The sequence below is a fragment of the Streptococcus sp. SO2 genome (assembly GCF_030440025.1).
Genome location: NZ_JAQFJH010000004.1, coordinates 121,446 through 142,288, shown reverse-complemented (window position 1 = coordinate 142,288; position 20,843 = coordinate 121,446). Strand labels below are relative to the sequence as shown.

The 20,843-nt window shown below is 42.0% G+C and carries 19 protein-coding genes; 5 read left to right on the top strand and 14 right to left on the bottom strand.

Going from position 1 to position 20,843, the window contains the following annotated elements:
- The first annotated feature begins 352 nt into the window (after positions 1-352).
- On the top strand, positions 353-817 hold the full coding sequence (gene tnpA / locus PCY17_RS06220) for an IS200/IS605 family transposase (protein WP_223140326.1): 465 nt from the start codon (positions 353-355) through the stop codon (positions 815-817).
- Positions 818-992: 175 nt separating this feature from the next.
- On the opposite strand, the gene PCY17_RS06215 is transcribed toward tnpA, so the two are convergent.
- From PCY17_RS06215 to rpsL, 8 genes are all read right to left on the bottom strand, one after another.
- A complete protein-coding gene (locus PCY17_RS06215) occupies positions 993-1,223 on the bottom strand; it encodes a GlsB/YeaQ/YmgE family stress response membrane protein (RefSeq protein ID WP_045763100.1) in 231 nt (76 codons plus the stop codon).
- Positions 1,224-1,232: 9 nt separating this feature from the next.
- Positions 1,233-2,474 (bottom strand): aminopeptidase, encoded by a 1,242-nt coding sequence (locus PCY17_RS06210; RefSeq protein WP_301392196.1) that lies wholly within the window; start codon positions 2,472-2,474, stop codon positions 1,233-1,235.
- 21 nt (positions 2,475-2,495) lie between these two features.
- Positions 2,496-2,648, bottom strand: coding sequence for a hypothetical protein (locus tag PCY17_RS06205; protein WP_000776626.1), 153 nt, complete (start codon positions 2,646-2,648; stop codon positions 2,496-2,498).
- A gap of 13 nt (positions 2,649-2,661) precedes the next feature.
- Positions 2,662-3,339, bottom strand: coding sequence for a hypothetical protein (locus PCY17_RS06200; RefSeq protein ID WP_301392191.1), 678 nt, complete (start codon positions 3,337-3,339; stop codon positions 2,662-2,664).
- A 37-nt stretch (positions 3,340-3,376) separates the two neighbouring features.
- On the bottom strand, positions 3,377-7,771 hold the full coding sequence (locus PCY17_RS06195; protein ID WP_301392190.1) for a PolC-type DNA polymerase III: 4,395 nt from the start codon (positions 7,769-7,771) through the stop codon (positions 3,377-3,379).
- A gap of 113 nt (positions 7,772-7,884) precedes the next feature.
- Entirely contained in the window at positions 7,885-9,966 is a 2,082-nt protein-coding gene (fusA, locus tag PCY17_RS06190) for an elongation factor G (RefSeq protein ID WP_049527297.1), read from the bottom strand.
- Between the two features lie 307 nt (positions 9,967-10,273).
- Positions 10,274-10,744 carry a 30S ribosomal protein S7 gene (gene rpsG / locus PCY17_RS06185; RefSeq protein ID WP_000087876.1) on the bottom strand — a complete coding sequence of 157 codons (471 nt, stop codon included), beginning with the start codon at positions 10,742-10,744 and terminating at the stop codon, positions 10,274-10,276.
- Between the two features lie 19 nt (positions 10,745-10,763).
- Positions 10,764-11,180: a 30S ribosomal protein S12 gene (rpsL, locus tag PCY17_RS06180; protein ID WP_001142333.1), complete on the bottom strand. Its 417-nt coding sequence runs from the start codon at positions 11,178-11,180 to the stop codon at positions 10,764-10,766.
- Positions 11,181-11,521: 341 nt separating this feature from the next.
- On the opposite strand from rpsL, the gene PCY17_RS06175 reads away from it, so the two are divergent.
- Both PCY17_RS06175 and PCY17_RS06170 read left to right on the top strand, forming a co-directional pair.
- Positions 11,522-11,962 (top strand): LytTR family DNA-binding domain-containing protein, encoded by a 441-nt coding sequence (locus tag PCY17_RS06175; protein ID WP_301392188.1) that lies wholly within the window; start codon positions 11,522-11,524, stop codon positions 11,960-11,962.
- Positions 11,959-12,417, top strand: coding sequence for a DUF3021 domain-containing protein (locus PCY17_RS06170; protein ID WP_301392187.1), 459 nt, complete (start codon positions 11,959-11,961; stop codon positions 12,415-12,417). Before PCY17_RS06175 ends, PCY17_RS06170 begins: the two co-directional genes overlap by 4 nt.
- Before the next feature lie 40 nt (positions 12,418-12,457).
- Here PCY17_RS06170 and mutS read toward each other — a convergent pair whose 3' ends face one another.
- Positions 12,458-14,992 carry a DNA mismatch repair protein MutS gene (mutS, locus tag PCY17_RS06165; protein WP_301392185.1) on the bottom strand — a complete coding sequence of 845 codons (2,535 nt, stop codon included), beginning with the start codon at positions 14,990-14,992 and terminating at the stop codon, positions 12,458-12,460.
- A gap of 47 nt (positions 14,993-15,039) precedes the next feature.
- A complete protein-coding gene (gene argR / locus PCY17_RS06160) occupies positions 15,040-15,486 on the bottom strand; it encodes an arginine repressor (RefSeq protein WP_001231485.1) in 447 nt (148 codons plus the stop codon).
- Between the two features lie 142 nt (positions 15,487-15,628).
- Between argR and argS the strand changes: the two genes are divergently transcribed.
- Positions 15,629-17,320, top strand: a complete 1,692-nt coding sequence (gene argS / locus PCY17_RS06155; RefSeq protein WP_301392184.1) for an arginine--tRNA ligase — start codon at positions 15,629-15,631, stop codon at positions 17,318-17,320.
- Positions 17,321-17,857: 537 nt separating this feature from the next.
- Positions 17,858-18,106 (top strand): MarR family transcriptional regulator, encoded by a 249-nt coding sequence (locus PCY17_RS06150; RefSeq protein WP_301392183.1) that lies wholly within the window; start codon positions 17,858-17,860, stop codon positions 18,104-18,106.
- Between the two features lie 32 nt (positions 18,107-18,138).
- Here PCY17_RS06150 and PCY17_RS06145 read toward each other — a convergent pair whose 3' ends face one another.
- The 4 genes from PCY17_RS06145 to PCY17_RS06130 all read right to left on the bottom strand — a co-directional run bounded on the left by PCY17_RS06145 (position 18,139) and on the right by PCY17_RS06130 (position 20,842).
- Positions 18,139-18,348: a hypothetical protein gene (locus tag PCY17_RS06145; protein ID WP_000040887.1), complete on the bottom strand. Its 210-nt coding sequence runs from the start codon at positions 18,346-18,348 to the stop codon at positions 18,139-18,141.
- Between the two features lie 70 nt (positions 18,349-18,418).
- Positions 18,419-18,886, bottom strand: a complete 468-nt coding sequence (gene nrdI, locus PCY17_RS06140) for a class Ib ribonucleoside-diphosphate reductase assembly flavoprotein NrdI (protein ID WP_049527317.1) — start codon at positions 18,884-18,886, stop codon at positions 18,419-18,421.
- 72 nt (positions 18,887-18,958) lie between these two features.
- On the bottom strand, positions 18,959-19,492 hold the full coding sequence (locus PCY17_RS06135) for an ABC transporter permease (protein WP_301392182.1): 534 nt from the start codon (positions 19,490-19,492) through the stop codon (positions 18,959-18,961).
- Positions 19,493-19,555: 63 nt separating this feature from the next.
- On the bottom strand, positions 19,556-20,842 hold the full coding sequence (locus PCY17_RS06130; RefSeq protein WP_301392181.1) for a response regulator transcription factor: 1,287 nt from the start codon (positions 20,840-20,842) through the stop codon (positions 19,556-19,558).
- Between the last annotated feature and the right edge of the window lies 1 nt (position 20,843).

Here is a 20,843-nt window from a genome sequence, read left to right as displayed (position 1 = left end):
TATATAGCGACCTAAAAAGAGAGAGTGGGACAGAAATCGGTAATTCGTTAGAATTCGATTTCGTCGTACCACCTCCGCACAGTTGAGTAGGGCTGTAAAAGCTGATGAAATCAGCGTAGTAGAGGCCACTCAACCACTGCGTCTTGATCGACAATCCAAAGACAATTGAGAGGCTAGGACTTTTGTCCCAGCCTCTCTCTTATTATGTGACTATTAGTCCGTCTCGCTCCGTGAGGTGCGAGACAAATAAACCACCCGCTATGCGGGTGCGCGTCGAAGGTTATACCAAAAAAACTCCAAACGCGATACAATAAAGGTGTTCAAGCCAATTGTAAAGCGAAAGGAGAAAACCATGGTACAAAAGTCTCATAGTTTATCACACACAAAGTGGCACTGTAAGTATCACATTGTGTTCACCCCTAAGTATAGACGAAAAGTCATCTATAATCAATATCGAAGTAGTTTGGGAGAAATATTTCATCGTTTGTGCAGTTATAAAGGTGTTGAGATTATAGAAGGTCATTTAATGCCTGATCATGTACATATGTTGGTAAGTATTCCACCGAGGATAAGTATTTCAAGTTTCATGGGGTATTTAAAAGGTAAAAGTGCACTCATGATGTTTGATAAACACGCCAACCTCAAGTATAAGTTTGGGAATCGGCATTTCTGGGCGGAAGGTTATTATGTGAGTACAGTAGGGCTTAATGAAGCCACAATTAAGAAATATATTCAAGAGCAGGAAAAGCATGATATAGCACTAGATAAATTGAGTGTAAAAGAATATGAGGATCCCTTTAGGGATAGTGGTAAGTAATACTCACGCCTCTTTAAGAGGCAAGTGACGAGTCAAGAGCAATGAGGCTTGAACAACGTGAAAGCCAGCGTCTTTAGGCGCTGGCTGGTAATTTGGGCTTATAGCCCTGGTGCAAACCACCCGTTAGACGGGTGGTTATGATTCTTTAAAGTTAATCTGCCTTCTAAATCGAATCTTAGCTTCCTCTTTCCCAGAAGATGGCTAGCAAAATCATGGCACCGAGAACTGATGGGATAATGGCTGTACCGCTTAGGCTTGGTCCCCAAGAACCAAAGAGTAATTGTCCTAAAAAAGCACCAATCCAGCCGAGAAACATTTTCCCGAAGCATCCCATTCGTTCGCCACGATTTGTGATAGCTCCTGCTAGTAGTCCGATTAAAAGCCCGACAAACATACTTCCAAGCATAGATTCTCCTTAAATTGCCCAATCTCCATTGCGGAAGAGTGGTACGCGTGTTCCATCCTCACGGATACCATCGATATCCATTTGGTTAGAACCAATCATAAAGTCAACGTGAACATCTGAACGGTTAAGTCCTGCAGCTTCAAGTTCTTCTTCGCTCATCTCTGCTCCTCCAACAACGCTAGTTGCATAGGCTGCACCGATAGCCAAGTGGTTCGAAGCATTTTCATCGAAAAGAGTATTAAAGAAGGTAATCCCTGACTGGGAAATTGGACTTGGATCTGGTACCAAGGCACATTCACCCAAGGCACGCGCACCAGCATTCTTAAAGACAAGGTCCTTCATAACCTGGTCACCCTTTTCAGCAGTGATATCAACAATTTCTCCATTTTCAAAGGTCACCTTGATGCCTTCGATGATATTTCCATTGTAGCTGAGTGGTTTTGTAGACGTTACATAACCATCAGCACGACGGAAGTCAGGAGCTGTAAAGACTTCTTCTGTTGGCATATTTGGCAAGAATCCTTCACCTTGGGCATTGATCGCTCCGGCTGATTCCCAAACGTGGTTCTTAGGCAAGCCAAGTGTCAAATCAGTTCCAGGTGCTGTGTAGTGAAGAGCTGAGAATTGCTCTTTGTTAAGCATTTGAGCCTTGCTCTTGAGGATAGCAGCATGTTCTTCCCAAGCCTTAACTGGGTCTTCTTCGTAGATACGGCAAGTCTTAAAGATTTGGTCCCAAAGGAGGTCTACTGCTTCTTCGTCGCTTGCTGCATTTGGAAAGACTTTCTTAGCCCACTCGAGTCCAGCTGCAGCAGCAACCGTCCAGCTAACCTTATTAGATTGAGTTGCAATACGCATTGGCTTCATAGCAATTCCCATAGCTTTGGCAGAAGCTGAAAGCTTTTCAGCGTCCACTCCGTTCAAGGCACCTGGGTCAGAAGAACGAACACCGAGACGACTTGCTTTGTTTTCAAGAAGGTAGTTCATCTCAGCAATCTTGTATTCTGGTACATTGTCCAAACGCTCCATCGGCGCGTGAAGGAATTTTTCACGGTTTACAAAGTCATCTGCCCATTGAACGATAACTTCGTGCGCTCCAAGTGCATAGGCTTCTTTGACAATTAAGTGAGCCAACTCGCGTTGCTCCACATCGATAGAGAGAGCCAAGGTATGACCAGGTTGCACGTTCACTCCGTTTGCAACCAAAAGCTTAGCGTATTTTTCTAGATTTTCTTTAAAATTTGGTAAAACCATTCTGTTTTCTCTTTTCTATTTTTATTTTTCTTTCAAAGCAGAAAATAATCCTGCCAAAGCAATAGCACCTGACAAGAGTGCTGTCGATAGAAGAATTGTCTGATCAGCAAGTTCCAATTGGTACTCAAACACCTTCTCAGCTGGCTTATCTTCCGCAAAAATTCTGAGTTTCATGAAATGTCCTTTCTTATTCTTCATGCTCTCCTAGGTAGAGGCGTCGTGCCTCTGGACTATTTGTGAGGATATCTATATAGGTTTCATAGTCATCAGGTAGAGGCTTTCCTAAAGAGATATCTTGTTCTGGATTTATATTTTTCCCATAAAGAAAGCAAAGATAGAGACGTTCGTTGAGTGTTGGAAATACTTCAATAGACATGTGTTCAGCCTGACCTACCCGATCCCAATCCTGTTCTTTGATATCTGATATGATATAGGATTGGAAGAGTCCCATAAGTGGATTATCTTCTGGTAGTCCACTGTCTTTATCCGCCAGAACCAAAGAACACCGTCTACCAAAACCAGCAAGTTGGCGCTCCCTTCCCTTTACTGAAACAGTAATAGGATGACCTCCAATATGGCTATAAATCCATTCTTTAGGCAGTTCATAATCTAACAGGGGGGTAACTTCTTTGACAATCGCTACAGAACTATAGCGTAGAAACTGGCGAGTAACAGCCTTACAAAAGAGGATATCCTCCTCTTTCAAGGTCACTCCCTCCCAATTGTTTTCTTCGTTAAAATGGTTGAAAAATACTAGATAGGGATCACGCACCATTTGTGCTAATACGTAAACGCCATTTCGCAAGCATATGGAAATAACTTTCCCTGGTTTCCAAGGTGTTGCTCTGTTTTTCTTTACCATCATTAACTAACCTCAAACCTACATAAGACATTTCAAACTATTAAAACAAATCATCAAACAAACTCAACTGGTTGTCCTCTGGCATATTACCGAGAATGCCCATTTCATCCATCTTTTCAACCAAGGTTGATGAGAGCCCACCGCGCTTGCGCAGTTCTGTTTTAGAGAGGAATTCTCCCTCTTGACGGGCACGAACCAATTGCTTGGCAACGTTCTCACCTAGCCCATCCATAGCGACAAACGGTGGGATGAGGGTATCTCCATCGATGATAAATTCAGTCGCATCACTACGGTATAGATCTAGCTTGCCAAATTTGAAACCACGTTCCCACATCTCATTGACGATTTCAAGCGTTGTGTAAAGGTCGATTTCTACGTTGGAAGCTTCATTGTTCTTTCGTTTTTCAGCAATTTCTTGCATTTTGCGTTTAATAGCATCCAAGCCTGCCCCCATAGTTTTGATATCAAAGGCCTTGGCACGGATTGAGAAGTAAGCACAGTAGTAATAAATCGGATGATGAACCTTGAAGTAGGCCACACGAAGGGCCATCATAACGTAGGCAGCCGCGTGGGCTTTAGGGAACATGTACTTAATTTTCCCACAAGATTCGATATACCACTCAGGCACATTATTGGCCTTCATGGCTTCGATATAACCGTTGCGCTCTTCTTCAGAGATTTTGAGCCACATTCCCTTACGTACACGCTCCATAATAGTAAAGGCCATCTTTGGATCTAGACCAGCGTGCATGAGGTAAACCATGATGTCATCCCGACATCCGATAACGGTTGACAGGTCCGCAATTCCAGCCTTAATTAAGTCTTGGGCATTTCCCAACCAAACGTCGGTACCGTGAGACAGACCAGAAAGCTGAAGCAACTCCGCAAAGGTCGTCGGATGGGTTTCATCCACCATTCCACGAACAAAGTTGGTCCCAAACTCTGGAATACCAAGCATACCAGTTGAGGTGCCGATTTGTTCAGGCGTCACTCCCAGAATATCGGTTCCTGAGAAGAGGGCCATGACGCCAGGGTCATCCATAGGAATATCATTTGGATCAATGCCTGACAAGTCCTGAAGTTTCCGAATCATGGTCGGATCATCATGACCAAGGACATCGAGCTTGAGGACATTCTCATCGATATCGTGGAAGTTAAAGTGAGTGGTCTGCCATTCAGCAGTTACATCATCTGCAGGATACTGTACTGGAGTAAAGTCATAGACATCCATATAGTTAGGGATAACAACGATTCCCCCTGGGTGCTGACCAGTCGTCCGTTTAACACCAGCAGCTCCTTGGGCTAGGCGCTCTACTTCGGCTTCACGGTAGAACTTGCCATAGTCACGCTCGTAACCCTTGACAAATCCATAGGCTGTCTTAGCAGCCACCGTACCTACCGTTCCTGCACGGAAGGCATATTCTTCGCCAAAGATATCACGTACATCCAAGTGGGCGCTCGGCTGATCCTCACCCGAGAAGTTTAAATCGATATCGGGTACCTTGTCCCCGTCAAAACCAAGGAAGGTCTCGAAAGGAATATCCTGTCCATTCTTGCTGAGTTTGTGGCCACAGTTTGGACAGTCTTTATTTGGCATATCAAAGCCTGAACCATAGGAACCATCCGTAATAAACTCACTGTACTGACACTGACCACAGACATAGTGAGGAGAGAGAGGGTTGACCTCGGTAATCCCAATCATGGTCGCAACGAAACTGGATCCAACAGACCCACGGGAACCAACCAAGTAACCTCGTTCATTGGAACGATGCACTAGCATTTGCGAAGCCAGATAAATCACGGCGAACCCATTCCCCAGGATAGAAGTCAATTCCTTTTCAATCCGTAAATCAACGATATCTGGGAGTGGATTTCCATAAATTTCAAAAGCTTTTTTATAGGTTAATTCGGCAACGGTTTCTTCGGCTTGGTCAATGAAAGGTGTATACAAGTCACCTTTAACGACCTCAACAGGCTCAAAGATTTCTGCCAAGGCATTGGTATTTTCAATGACAATCTTACGAGCCAAGTCTTCTCCTAGAAAGGCAAATTCATCCAACATTTCATTGGTTGTTCTAAAGTGTGCCTTGGGTAGTGGAGCTGGTTGGGCAGCTTCTCCATGGCCGATCGTTCGGTTAATCATGGCACCCTGACCTAGACTGCGGACGATGATTTCTCGATAAATCTCATCCTCAGGTTCGATATAGTGGACATTTCCTGTCGCAAGAACTGGCTTGTCTAGACGATCTCCAACCTCTATCAAACTCTTGATAATGGTGTGGAGCTCCTCCATGTCCTTGACCTGCTCTTTGGCAATCAGAGGTGCATAGATTGCCGGAGGCATCACCTCGATAAAGTCATAGTATTTAGCAACTTCGACCGCTGCATCAACACCTTGTGATACGACTGCATCAAAGACTTCCCCTTCTGTACAAGCAGAACCCAAGATTAAACCTTCTCGATGGGCATCCAGTACCGTACGTGGAATTCGTGGTACTCCTTCAAAATACTGGGTATTTGACAGAGATACCAGCTTAAAGATATTTTTCAAGCCCACCTGATTTTTCACATAGATAGTTGCATGCTTGACGCGAGCTTTTTTATAAGAATCTGGACTGATTAAATCAAGGTTTAATCGCGCCAAATCTGTCACACCGTGTTTTTCTGCTACTTCCTTAATAAAGATAAAGAGCAAACGACCAGTTGCTTCCGCATCGTAGTTGGCCATGTGGTGGTGTTCTAGGGCAATACCAAAACGCTTAGTCAAAGGTCCTAGACCATGACGTTTATACTCAGGATAGAGATTTCTTGCGAATTCTAGCGTATCGATGACGGGTTGAGTGATTTTTGGCAGGCCATGACGTTCATAGTTGGCATTCATAAAGCCAACGTCAAAGGTTGCATTGTGGGCTACAAGAACGGTATCTTTACAGAATTCTTGGAATTCTTTCAGAACTTGAATCAAGGGTTTTGCATTTTTCACATGCTCATCCGTAATTCCTGTCAATTCCGTAGTAAAGGCTGACAAGGGGTGCCCAGGATTGATAAATTCATCAAATTCAGCGACGATATTGCCCTTATACATCTTGGAAGCCGCCACCTGAATCAAGTCATTATAGATAGCTGAAAGTCCTGTCGTTTCCACGTCAAAAACTACATAAGTAGCTTCAGAAAGGTCCATCTCCACTTCGTTATAAACGATAGGAACACGGTCTTCAACGATATTGGCTTCCATTCCATAAATCAGCTGAATACCAGCCTTCTTAGCCGCTTTATAGCCATGAGGGAATGACTGCACATTGCCGTGGTCTGTGATTGCTACCGCCTTGTGTCCCCATTTAGCTGCTTTCGCAACGAGTTCTTCAACTTCTGGAAGAGCATCCATGGTCGACATGTTGGTGTGCGCATGGAACTCAACACGACGTTCTCCCTCTGGCATTAAGTCTTTCCGTTCATAGTGGACGACTTCCTGGACATCTTGCACATTCATGGTCAAATCACGCGTGAAATTATTGACCTCAACATTCCCACGAACACGGAGCCAGGAATTTTTCTTGATCATGTCAAATTTCTGAGCTTCTTCTTCATTTTTGACCCATTTTTGCATGGAGAAACTAGAAGTATAGTCCGTCATCTTGAAGTTGATTAAGACACGACCCGTTCTAGTCACCTTCTGCTCAACATCAAAGACAACTCCTTCAAAAACCAGACGGTTCTCCTCAGTATTGACCTCGATCATAGGAGTAATCTCTGCCTTGTCTAGTTTTGGCTTGGCAGATGCTTTCTTGGCTTGGAAATCAAAGACAGGCTTATCCTCTACTGGAGGTGGTGGCGCCATCTGTTCCAATTGTTCCATAGCCCGAAGTGTTTCTTCATTAGCAGCTTGGATAATCATTTGATTTTCCGTCTGAAAAGCCTCTTGCTCTTCCCTCGTGAGTTCTTCATTTTTTTCTAAACTGCAGGAAAGTTTAGGAAAACCAAAGTGTTCCAACTGTTTGCTAAGATTTGGAAGATGATTTTTTCTAAAATGCTCAGTATCTGCGGCTTCAGAAGCTTCAATGATTAACTGGTCATTTTCAAAACGCACCTGAAAATTCTGATATATAGAACGAAAACCTTGACTGGCGCAAGGTCCATCCGAAAAAGCCTCTCGATAGTAGGCTTGTAAAAGTTCTCTAGAAAATTCCTGATTTCGCGTTTTTATCTCAAAACTAGCCTGATTTCCCGTTTTTGAGAATTCTTCTTTCAAGCCTCTTTTCAACTCTAGAAAAAGTTCAAAAGGCAAGATATTTTCAAAAACAAAATGAAACTCCCAAACTTTGCTTCGTTTATGAACAATGACTTGTTCTATTTCAGCCTGAGAGAAGGCCTCATGATTTCTCATTTCAGCGGGTATTCCCAACTGATTCATTAAAATTTCAAAAGTGGTTGACATCCATTTTCCTCACAATATACTCCTTCTATTTTACCATATTTGAGGCACTTTTTCCTATTTCTACCAAACAGAAAAAGAAGCCACAAAGTGACTTCTTTTAAAGTGACGGTGAATTATTCTTCACCTTTGTTTTTCTTAATGATTTCTTCTTGTACTGACTTAGGTACATCTTCGTAGTGGTCGAATACCATCATGAATGTACCACGTCCTTGTGATGCAGAACGAAGAACTGTTGCGTAACCGAACATTTCAGCAAGTGGAACGTAAGCACGAACGATTTGGCTGTTACCGTGTGCTTCCATACCATCTACACGTCCACGACGAGCAGTTACGTGACCCATAACATCACCAAGGTTTTCTTCTGGAACAGTGATTGTTACAAGCATCATTGGTTCAAGGATAGCTGGTTGTGCAGTCTTAGCAGCTTCTTTAAGTGCAAGAGATGCAGCGATCTTGAAGGCAGTTTCAGATGAGTCGACATCGTGGTATGAACCATCGTAAAGCTTAGCTTTAACGTCAACCATTGGGTAACCAGCAAGAACACCGTTAGCCATAGATTCTACCAAACCTTTTTCAACCGCTGGGATAAATTCACGAGGAACCACACCACCGACGATTGCGTTTTCGAATTCGAATCCTTTTCCTTCTTCGTTTGGAGTAAATTCAATCCATACATCACCGAACTGACCTTTACCACCAGACTGACGTTTGAAGAATCCACGTGCTTGAGTAGAAGCGCGGAATGTTTCACGGTAAGATACTTGAGGAGCACCTACATTCGCTTCAACTTTGAACTCACGACGCATACGGTCAACAAGGACATCAAGGTGAAGCTCACCCATACCAGAGATAACTGTTTCACCAGTTTCAACGTTAGTTTCAACGCGGAATGTTGGATCTTCTTCAGCCAATTTTTGAAGGGCGATACCCATCTTGTCTTGGTCTGCTTTAGATTTTGGCTCAACCATCAATTGGATAACTGGTTCTGGAACGTTGATTGACTCAAGGATGATTTTAGCTTTTTCATCTGTCAATGAGTCACCAGTTGTAGTGTCTTTCAAACCAACGGCAGCAGCGATATCACCTGAGTAAACAGTGTCGATTTCTTGACGGCTGTTAGCGTGCATTTGAAGGATACGTCCGATACGTTCACGTTTACCTTTAGAAGTGTTCAATACGTAAGAACCTGATTGAAGAACACCTGAGTAAACACGGAAGAATGTCAAACGACCTACGAATGGGTCAGTCATGATCTTGAAGGCAAGAGCTGCAAATGGCTCTTCATCAGATGCTGGACGAGTTTCTTCTTCATCTGTATCTGGGTTGATACCTTTGATTGCTGGGATATCAAGCGGGCTTGGAAGGTAGTCGATAACCGCATCAAGCATCAATTGAACTCCTTTGTTCTTGAAGGCAGAACCACACAATACTGGGAAGAATTCAACGTTGATAGTCGCTTTACGGATACCAGCTTTCAATTCTTCGTTAGTGATTTCTTCACCTTCGAGGTATTTCATCATCAATTCTTCGTCAGTTTCAGCAACTGCTTCGATCAATTTTTCACGGTATTCTTGAGCTTGCTCAAGGTATTCAGCTGGAATATCTTCTTCAAGGATATCTGTACCAAGGTCGTTAGTATAGATTTCAGCTTTCATCTTGATCAAGTCGATGATACCACGGAAGTCATCTTCAGCACCGATTGGCAATTGAATTGGGTGTGCGTTTGCTTGAAGACGATCGTGAAGTGTGCTTACTGAGTAAAGGAAGTCAGCACCAATTTTGTCCATTTTGTTGGCAAATACGATACGTGGAACTCCGTACTCAGTTGCTTGACGCCAAACTGTTTCAGTTTGAGGCTCAACACCTGATTGTGAGTCAAGAACTGTAACCGCACCGTCCAATACACGAAGAGAACGTTGTACTTCGATTGTGAAGTCCACGTGTCCTGGTGTGTCGATGATGTTTACACGGTGGTTGTTCCATTGAGCTGTTGTCGCAGCAGATGTGATAGTGATACCACGTTCTTGCTCTTGCTCCATCCAGTCCATTTGTGACGCACCTTCGTGAGTTTCACCGATTTTGTGGATTTTACCAGTGTAGTAAAGGATACGCTCAGTAGTAGTTGTTTTACCAGCATCGACGTGAGCCATGATACCGATATTACGAGTTTTTTCAAGTGAAAATTCGCGTGCCATGAGGTTTGTTTCTCCTATATTTTTTATTTCTATTCTATTATAACACGATTTAATAAAAACGGATAGGCAGGACCTACCCGTTCTCAATGTTTATCTTGTTATTGTTGGTTTCAACTTACGAAATGGTAAGTTGAGTTATAGCTAAGAGCTGACCGAGCTAAATTGAACCCGGGCTAAAAGCTCAAGTTAACTGATTTGAACCCGAGCGAGGCCCGGTGCAAAAAAGATAAACCGCTTTGTGTTCACGGAACACTGCATCAGTTTCCTATTTTTGCCTTGTGCCTTTGCCGCTCTTAGTATCATTTTATTACCAACGGAAGTGTGCGAAGGCACGGTTAGCTTCAGCCATACGGTGAGTGTCTTCACGTTTCTTAACTGCTGCACCAGTGTTGTTAGCAGCATCCAAGATTTCTTTTGCAAGACGGTCTTGCATTGTGTGTTCACCACGAAGGCGAGCGATTGTTACCAACCAACGAAGTCCAAGTGTTGTACGACGTTCTGGACGAACTTCAACTGGGACTTGGTAGTTAGAACCACCAACACGACGTGCACGTACTTCAAGTACAGGCATGATGTTTTCCATAGCTGTTTCAAATACTTCAAGTGCATCGTTACCAGTAACTTCTTTGATTTGTTCAAAAGCACCGTAAACGATTGAAGCAGCTGTACCACGTTTACCGTCAAGCATAACGCGGTTGATAAGACGAGTAACTAATTGTGAATTGTAAAGCGGATCTGGCAATACGTCACGTTTTGGAGCTCTATTTTTACGACTCATTTCTCTTTATCCCCTTTCCTTATGCTTTTTTCGGACGTTTAGTACCGTATTTAGAACGGCCTTGTTTACGATCGTTAACACCTGCAGTATCAAGTGCACCACGGACGATATGGTAACGTACCCCTGGAAGGTCTTTTACACGTCCACCGCGAAGAAGCACCACGCTGTGCTCTTGCAAGTTGTGTCCGATACCTGGGATGTAGGCAGTAACTTCGATAAGGTTGCTCAAACGTACACGAGCAAATTTACGAAGGGCAGAGTTAGGTTTTTTAGGTGTCATTGTTCCAACACGAGTTGCAACACCACGTTTTTGTGGTGAAGAAACGTTTGTTTGAACTTTTTTATGACTGTTGTAACCAACGTTCAAAGCTGGTGATTTAGATTTTTCTACTTTTGATTTACGCGGTTTGCGAACCAATTGGTTAATTGTAGGCATCTACATTCTCCTGTGTTTTTTTATTTTTGGTGATGATACACTTGGTGACAGCTATCATCTGTGTGTACTTTTGCAACATTTGTCAGCACGTCCCTGTACACTCTTGAGAGACCAAAAGTAAAAAGTACCGTCTATTATTGTACCACGTTTTTCTATCTTTGTCAATATATTTCTTCTTATTTTTTGACTTCTTTACTCTAAAAATTCTATGAAAACGGTCACCTACCAGATAGGCTCTTCAACTGACCACATAGACAAAGCTTCTTGTAATTGCCAAGAAAAAGGTGTTTAATAGATTTGTAAGTAAGAGATCTCTATTACAACTTTACAAAGGAGAAAATATGAAAGTCAGACTTGACATTGATCAACAATATGCAGAAGAACAAATCATCATAGAAGCACCATCTTTGTCCCCTAGAGTTCAAAAAGTTCAAGACTTTGTTCAATCACTGGATCAAAAAGAAACTCTTAAAGGAAAATTTCAAGATCAGCTTTATCTCATTGAAGTCGGTACTATTCAGCGCGTTTATATTGAAAACCGTAAAGTGTTGGCTGAAACGGATAGCCAAACCTATGCGCTCGACATTCGTCTTTACCAAGCAAGTGAAATTCTACCTGCTTCCTTTATCCAAATTTCCCAATCGGAAATTGTCAACATTGATGCTATCAGTCATCTAAAACTAACCTCTAACGGCTTGATTGAAATCTATCTTAAAAACGACAGTTTCACATACTCATCCCGCCGTTACCTCAAAGCTATTAAGGAGAAACTAGAACTATGAAAAAACAAGTATTTCACGATGCCACAACTGGTATCCTCATCGGCCTCATTCTATCTATTATCTTTTCTTTTATCTATTCACCAAGCAACTACGCACCACTTAGCCCCAACTCTTTGATTGGCCAATTCATGATCCAACAACAGGTACATGGCGCTCTAGTTTTACTCTACTGTGCACTTATCTGGGCAGCTATCGGAGTCCTCTTTAGTTTTGGTAGCCGTCTCTTTGCCAAAGACTGGAGCCTTCTTCGTGCAACTGTCACTCACTTCTTCCTCATGCTATTAGGTTTTGTTCCTCTAGCAATTCTGGCAGGTTGGTTTCCACTTCGCTGGACTTTCATCCTTCAACTCATCCCAGAGTTTGCCATCGTATATCTCATCATCTGGACGATTCTTTATAAAAGAGAATCAAAGAAGGTTGCCCACATCAATCAACTATTGGCTCAGAAGAAATAATACAACAGAAACCCACTCACAGGACTGAGTGGGTTTTGATTTATAATTTTTGTTTCCATTCTAACAAGAGATTCATGGCCTGCATCGGTGTCATATTGTACACATCTACTTTAGCCAATTCTGCTAGGATAGGATTTTCTTCCGCCGAGTCAAATAGGGAAATTTGTTCAGAGACTGCATGTGTTTGTTTCATTGGAACAGGACTTTCCTGACCTTGACTCTCTAATTGAGTTAAAATTTCATCTGCTCTTTTCAGCAAGTCTACCGGTAAACCTGCAATCTTAGCTACGTGAATACCGTATGATTTATCAGCTGGTCCTGCTTCGATCTTGTGAAGGAATGTAACCTGTCCATTTTGCTCAAGTGTAGCCACGTGAACGTTAACCAGATGTCCCAGACTAGTCTCCAAACTAGTCAATTCATGGTAATGAGTCGCAAAGAGAGTCTTGGCTCCGATATGTTCATGAATATACTCGATAATTGCCTGAGCCAAGGCCATGCCATCATAGGTTGCCGTTCCACGTCCTAGCTCATCAAAGAGAATGAGGGATTTCTCAGTCGCATGCGCAATGGCATTATTGGCCTCCATCATCTCGACCATAAAGGTGGACTGGCCTGAAACCAAGTCATCTGCCGCCCCGATACGGGTAAAAATTGCATCAAAAATTGGCAAGTGAGCACTTTCTGCTGGCACATAAGAACCCAGCTGGGCCATAACTGCTGTCATAGCTAGCTGACGCATATAGGTTGACTTCCCGCTCATATTAGGCCCTGTAATCAGCTGGATGCTAGTATCTTCACCCATTTGGATACTATTGGGAATATAGGTTTGGGCTCCCATGACCTTCTCAACGACAGCGTGACGACCTTTTTGAATGTCAATTCGCGAATCCTGACCAAACTCTGGACGGATCAAGTGCTGATTTTCTGCTACTACCGCTAGTCCTTGTAAGACATCGACAGTAGCGATTCCTTGGGCCAGGGCTTGTAGACGTTGGATATACTTACCAACTTCTTCACGGATACGCATAAAGATTTCATATTCAAGGCTGGCTGACTTCTCACGCGCCTCTAGCATTTCTCCCTCGATACGCGCCAACTCCTCTGTCCCAAAACGCTCTGAATTTTTTAGCGTAGCCTTACGGAAAAAGTGGGCTGGTACATTTCCTAGCTGCGAGTTGGTGACATGGAAATAGTAGCCATCCTTTTTATTGTAATCAATCTTGAGCGTACTGATGCCAGAGTTTTCTCTTTCCTTAGCCTCAATTTCAGCAATCCAGCTGGTTCCTTCTCTCAGTACCCGACGATACTTGTCCAAGGTCTCATCAAAGCCAGTCCGGATAATACCACCCTCTGTAATCACGTGAGGAGCCTCAGGAGCAATGGCTGCGCTAATGAGATTTTCCAACTCAGGAATAGGATCTAATTGTTCAATCAGATAGGCAAGAGCTGGTTGCTCCATTCCTTCTAAAATTGCTCGAATTCGTGGAACACTTCCCAAGGTAGTCGCTAATTGCAAGAGGTCTTTAGGATTGCTTTTCCCAAAAGAAACACGACTAGCCAGGCGCTCAATATCGTAGACTCCCTTTAGGCTTTCTGTCAAATCACTACGTTCAAAGAAATAATTCAGAAAGACCTGTACAACCTCCTGACGTTCAAGGATACGATCCTTGTCAATCAAGGGACGGTGAATCCAAGAGCGCAAAAGACGCATTCCCATGGCAGTCTTAGTTTCATCTAGCAACCAGAAAAGACTCCCTTGTTTCTTGCCAGAACGAGCATTTTCTACTAGATCTAAACTAGCCTTGGTTGCATAATCCATCTGCAAGAAATCCTTAATTTCATAACGGACAACTGGTTTCAAATGGTTCAGTTCTCTCATCTGAGTCCGATGGACATACTGGAGAAGCTTACTGCTGGCAGCTTGTTCAACGGGTGCCAATCGTGGATCCAGTAGATGTATGTCTTCAAATGATTCTTTCTCATAAGAAAGCACCAAATTCATTTGACGGCTGAGAATCTGTTCTTCCTCTTCAGTTAAGGTATAGCCGATGACAACTTCTCTTGCCTTAAGATTTCGGATTTCACCACAGACCAGGGTAAAATCCAATAAACCTGTCACATAGAAATCACCCGTCACTAAGTCCATGTATGCCAAACCAAATTGCTGACCGTCACGGTCGATAGCCACCAAAAAGTTGTTTTGACTATCTGGTTTACTACTATCGACGACTGTACCAGGGGTAATCACCTGCACAACCTCGCGCTTAACAACCCCTACTGCCTGCTTAGGATCCTCCATCTGCTCAGCAATGGCAACCTTGTAGCCACGCTCCACTAAGACATCAATATACTGTTGTGCTGAGTGATAAGGAACTCCAGCCATGGGAATAGGATTTTCAGCATTCTTATTGCGACTGGTTAGTGAAATTTCTAGTATCTGGGCAGCATTGACTGCATCTTCGTAAAATAACTCATAAAAATCACCCATACGAAAGAGCAAAAAAGCATCTGGATATTGTTTTTTAATATCCACATACTGTTGCATGCCAGGTGATAATTTTTCTGTCGTCATCCATTCTCTCCTTGTTAAAAATAGTCTTGAGAGAGACTCCCAAGACCTTATCTATCCTTCATCAAATCTAACAAACGATCTTCCATGAGTTTAGCGACATGCTGATCTCGGCAGATTACCAAGAGAGTATTGGCACCCGCAACTGTTCCTAAAATCCATTCATCCTTGTTGGCATCGACAACATTGGCTAAAACTGCGGCTTCACCCAATTTAGTGTGCAAAACTAAGGTAAACTCAGCTCTTGCTACACCTTCCAAATGATGGGACAAAAACTCAACCAGGTCAATCTTCTCCGTCTCATTTGCTAGTACGTAGTAGACCTTATCATTTTTCTTAACCTTGGTCAAGCCCAGTTCGCGAAGGTCACGCGACAGTGTCGTTTGCGTCACAAAAACATTGCGTGCTTCCAACCGATCCTGGATCTCTTTTTGAGTTCCTAATTTTTCCTCAGTGATCATTTGTTTGATTAACTGATGGCGTTCTCTTTTTCTCATAACATCCTCTCGATTGAATATTTATAACATTTTACAACTATTTAATAAGAACATTATACCAAAAAAACCGAATATTTCAAAAAAATTCTTATCATTCCTCAAAATTGTGATAAAATAGAAGAAAAGTCCAAAGGAGTTTATAATGAATACAAAACAATTGATTGCTAGCGAATTGGCTAGCGTCATTGAGAGCCTGGATCAAGAGGCTATTTTAAATTTACTAGAACAACCCAAAAACTCTGACATGGGAGACATCGCCTTCCCTGCCTTTACTCTAGCAAAAGTTGAGAGAAAAGCTCCACAAATGATTGCAGCAGATATCGCTGAAAAAATCAATAGCCAAGCCTTTGAAAAAGTCGTCGCTACTGGACCTTATGTTAACTTCTTCCTTGATAAAAATGCCATTTCTGCTCAAGTATTACAAGCTGTTATCACTGAAAAAGAACACTATGCTGACCAAAATATTGGTAAACAAGAAAATGTTGTTATCGACATGTCTAGTCCCAATATTGCTAAGCCATTCTCTATTGGTCACCTGCGCTCAACTGTTATCGGAGATAGCTTGTCACATATCTTCCAAAAAATCGGCTATCAAACGGTCAAGGTCAACCATTTAGGAGACTGGGGTAAACAGTTTGGAATGCTGATTGTTGCCTACAAAAAATGGGGCGACGAAGAAGCTGTAAAAGCTCATCCGATTGATGAACTTCTTAAACTCTACGTTCGCATCAATGCTGAAGCTGAAAATGACCCTAGCTTGGATGAAGAAGCACGCGAATGGTTCCGTAAACTTGAAAATGGAGATGAGGAAGCTCTCGCACTTTGGCAATGGTTCCGTGATGAAAGTTTGGTGGAATTTAACCGTCTTTACAATGAATTGAAGGTTGAATTCGACAGCTACAACGGGGAAGCCTTCTACAATGACAAGATGGATGCAGTTGTAGACATTCTTTCTGAAAAAGGACTTCTTGTTGAGTCAGAAGGTGCCCAAGTTGTGAATCTTGAAAAATATGGAATTGAACACCCAGCTCTTATCAAGAAATCTGACGGTGCAACTCTCTACATCACACGTGACTTGGCCGCTGCCCTTTACCGTAAAAACGAATATCAATTTGCTAAATCTATCTATGTCGTTGGTCAAGAACAATCTGCTCACTTTAAACAACTTAAGGCTGTCTTGCAAGAGATGGGGTACGATTGGAGTCAAGATATTGTCCATGTTCCTTTTGGATTGGTAACAAAAGAAGGCAAGAAACTCTCTACTCGTAAAGGGAATGTTATCTTGCTAGAACCAACTGTTGCAGAAGCCATCAGCCGTGCTAAAGCGCAGATTGAAGCCAAAAATCCAGAACTTGAAAACAAAGACCAGGTCGCTCATGCTGTTGGAGTTGGGGCCATTAAATTCTATGACCTTAAAACTGACCGTACAAATGGATATGACTTCGACCTTGAAGCTATGGTATCCTTCGAAGGGGAGACTGGCCCTTATGTTCAGTATGCCTACGCTCGTATCCAATCAATCTTGCGTAAAGCCGATTTCAAACCTGAAGCAGGTGCCAACTATAGCTTGAACGATTCTGAAAGCTGGGAAATCATCAAGCTAATCCAAGACTTCCCACGTATTATTAAACGTGCAGCTGATAATTACGAACCTTCTATCATCGCTAAATTTGCAATCAGCTTAGCTCAAGCCTTTAACAAATATTATGCTCACACTCGTATCTTGGATGAAAGTCCAGAACGTGATAGTCGTCTAGCCCTTAGCTATGCAACAGCAGTCGTCCTCAAAGAAGCGCTTCGTCTGTTGGGTGTAGAGGCGCCAGAGAAGATGTAATTCGTTACAAGAGACTGGAACTAAAGTTACTAGTCTCTTGACGGCAATCGCTATCGGGCGATTTGCCTAAACGCTTCACTAATTCACCTAACCAAATAATATCGATTTGGTTAGGCTCATGTCGTAGGCTTTTAATCACTTTATTGTAAAGCAGTCTAAGTAACTAGCGCCAAATCCTATTCGAACCTTGGCTAGGCGCTTCACTAGTCATGGCCTCTAAATATTATCGATTTATGTCCTAAAACGTCGTAACTCTGACGATTTGCCTAAACGCTTTACTAATTTATCTAAACAATAACATCGATTTGGTTAGGTTCATGTCGCAATCTTAAAGTTACTGGATTGCAGAGCGTTCTAAGCAACCAATTCTAAACCTCTACGGACTTTTATTTGGTACTAGGGGCGGAGTGCATTACATCTACTATTTTAGATTAGCGATCACTTGCCTAATTTCTATATTGTCATTACTTGAAAAGCGAAAAATCTTTTTCGCTTTTCTCTTGCTATTCATTTCTTTATCACTTAGGGAGAATTTTTATGAGCCAATATGCTTATATTTTAGTTGTCATCAGTCTTGTCGCTCTTTTTCTCATCAACAAATACGAAAAGGAAAAACTACAAAGACTCCTACAAGAGCAACTGTTAAAGGATGAAACTTTTCGCGCTACTATCAAGGAAAAGATTCAAACAACAGAAAATATTAACGATGTCATCGACTACATCAATAAAGGATATCGTTTGGGAATCATGATTTCAAAGGAAATTGTGGAAGACATCAGAAAATGAAAAAGGATTCGAGATTCATTTCTCGAGTCTTTTTATTTATTTCTGACAGCTAAGATTTCTACCAGGATAACAATCCCTAAGGATACCATGGTTCCAAATGGTGCTGCATCTTCATCAAAAATTTTCTCAGAGAACAGTAGCAGAGCAATCGCTAATAGTAGCAAAGCACTGCATAGCATAATATCCTTGAAGCTTGGTTTGCGTTTTATATACTTTAAAAATGATTTCTGTAGTTTACTCATTTCGATTGTCCCCTTTTTAAGTAAATCCTTTATTCATGGAATAAAACTCTTCCTCAGAAAATCTGACCTCTTACAAAGCTTCTAATTCATAGAGTTCCGCAATAATCCCTGCGACCTTCTTGATATCTCCCAGCATTCCACGCATCTCAAAGTCAGCTAGAACGGGGAAACCGAAGCGTTGGCTGTATTGTTTAGCCGTCAAACAGTATTGGTTGTTAAAATTACGATTACCGGATCCTACAACACCAAAACACTTGCTGGCATTGTCACCGTAAGCGATAAAATCACCTACTGGAGTAGTCAAAATCTCCACATCACCATTATCAACACCATTGCCACCTTCTAGATAAGTCGGTAGAAAAGCCACATATGGGTTGGTCATTTCAAAGAAATCTTCTCCTTCCTTGACCAAATCTTTAATATGAATTTTTTCTACTTCAATGTTCTCATACTGTTCTAATAGGTAAGCCTTCAATCGTGTTACGAAACTCTCCGTATTGCCACTCAGACTGATGTAGACCAAGGAAATTTTTTTCATTTTCTCCTCCTTTTTTGAATCATAAAAAATAACTACCAAGATTGTATCTTGATAGTTATGCTTTGTCAACTCTTAGGCAAGTTCTTCCTCTTCTTGAGTTTCTGTTAATTCTTTTTGCTGACGCCACATTTTATAGAAGACGATTGCTAGGAAGATAACATTGAGTACGATCCCAAAAATAGCTGAACCTTTGGCACCAAGCTCCGCTCCCATACGGATGTTAGGGTCTGTAAAAAGTGAAACCGCATCCTGAACGCCGATAAAGTTGTAGATAGAACCAACGATGGCAACGAAGACATAAGCAAGATAAGTGTAGTTAGCCAATTGAAGGTTTTTACGAATAAGGAAAACCAAAGCCACAACAACCAGAATAACAGATAAGACAACCAAGAGAATGCTGAAGACAGAATGACCATGCTCCGATACCTTAATGGTGTATGCAACGAGCTCCTTAGCATAAGTAGCATTAACACCTGATGCTGATGTTTCTAGATTGCTCATACCCTCCGCAGTAGGTACTGGAGATATGATTCCAAATAGTGACATTGCTGAGAGTAAGGCTGAAAAAATCAGTAATACCCATAGATAGATTGGTTTCTTTTTCATCAAAGCAACCCCCCTTATATTTTTTTAGTTTATTATAGCATATTTTAACAAGCAAAACAAATCTTATAAGTTTGCTTCCACCTGTTTACGGTAGGCTTTAGGAGACTTCCCACATAGTTTTCGAAAGACCTTATAGAAATAACCAACATTACTGTAACCAACTGTATAACAGATATCCTCAATACTATCATTGGTAGATAGCAAGAGCTGCTGGGCAGCCTTAATGCGTTGCTTATTGAGAAGCTCCGCAAAGGTGGAATTGGTTTCCTTCTTGATTAGCTGGCCCAAATAAACGGGATTGATAAAGAGATCCTTGCTGATATCCTTGAGGGAAAGTTCTTTTTTGTAGTCTCTACCAATGACTTCAAGCACACTAACTACATTTTCATTCATGCGGTATTGGCCAAAGAAGGAAGTCAAGGTCTCTTTGGTATAAGCGACTAAGTCCTCAAAAGTTGTAATGGCATGGATGTTCTTGACAATATCTGTCATGTCGTCTGCCTTCAAATGCTCAAAAAGATGGAAAACATCCATGACAAACTGGGTAAAGAGCTGCTTGGTAATGGATACCCTCGGTGTGTTTTCTAAGACAATCTTCTCAAGTAAGGTCAACTCCTCGATAATCTGCTGGAGATTTCCTTGAATAATCACTCGATAGATGGGCTCGTAATAAGAAAAGAGACTTTCAGACTGATCTAAATTGACCGAGCCATAAAAGAGAGTCTTTTCAATATCACGCTTCCATTTTTCAAAGTTGGATTGATAAGGTGCTTCAAAAGGCATGACCAATAAGCCCTCAAATTCCTGATCTGCAAGGACGATCTGCCAGTCTTGACCTAGAACGTAGTAAGGAATGGCATAATTTCCTTGTTTTTCTTTTGAAAGTCCAATCCACCAGTTTTCTTTTTGGCTGAGATGAGTCTTGAAGGCTTCTTCATCGAGTTGCTGACTCAATATTTCGGGCTCATGAGATTTTTCACCAAGCTGACTGGCAATCTTTTCAAGCAAGTGTTCAAGTTCAACCTTATCGACTGGTTTGACCAGATAATCAACGACATTGAGATTCATGGCTTTTTTGACATAGTCAAATTCTTGGTAGCCTGAAAGGAGAATATAGCAAGCATTTGGCAACAACTCCTTCATCTCCCCAATCATTTCAAGCCCTGTCTTGTCAGGCATATTGACATCTGAAATAACAATATCGACGGGATGTTCTCGAACGTAGTCCAGAGCATCGTCAGCATGATTGGCTGTTGCAACGACTTCCATATCCCACTTATCAAAAGGAATCAAACGTTTGAGACCTTCTGTAATCATGTACTCGTCGTCCACTAAAAGTACTTTATACATC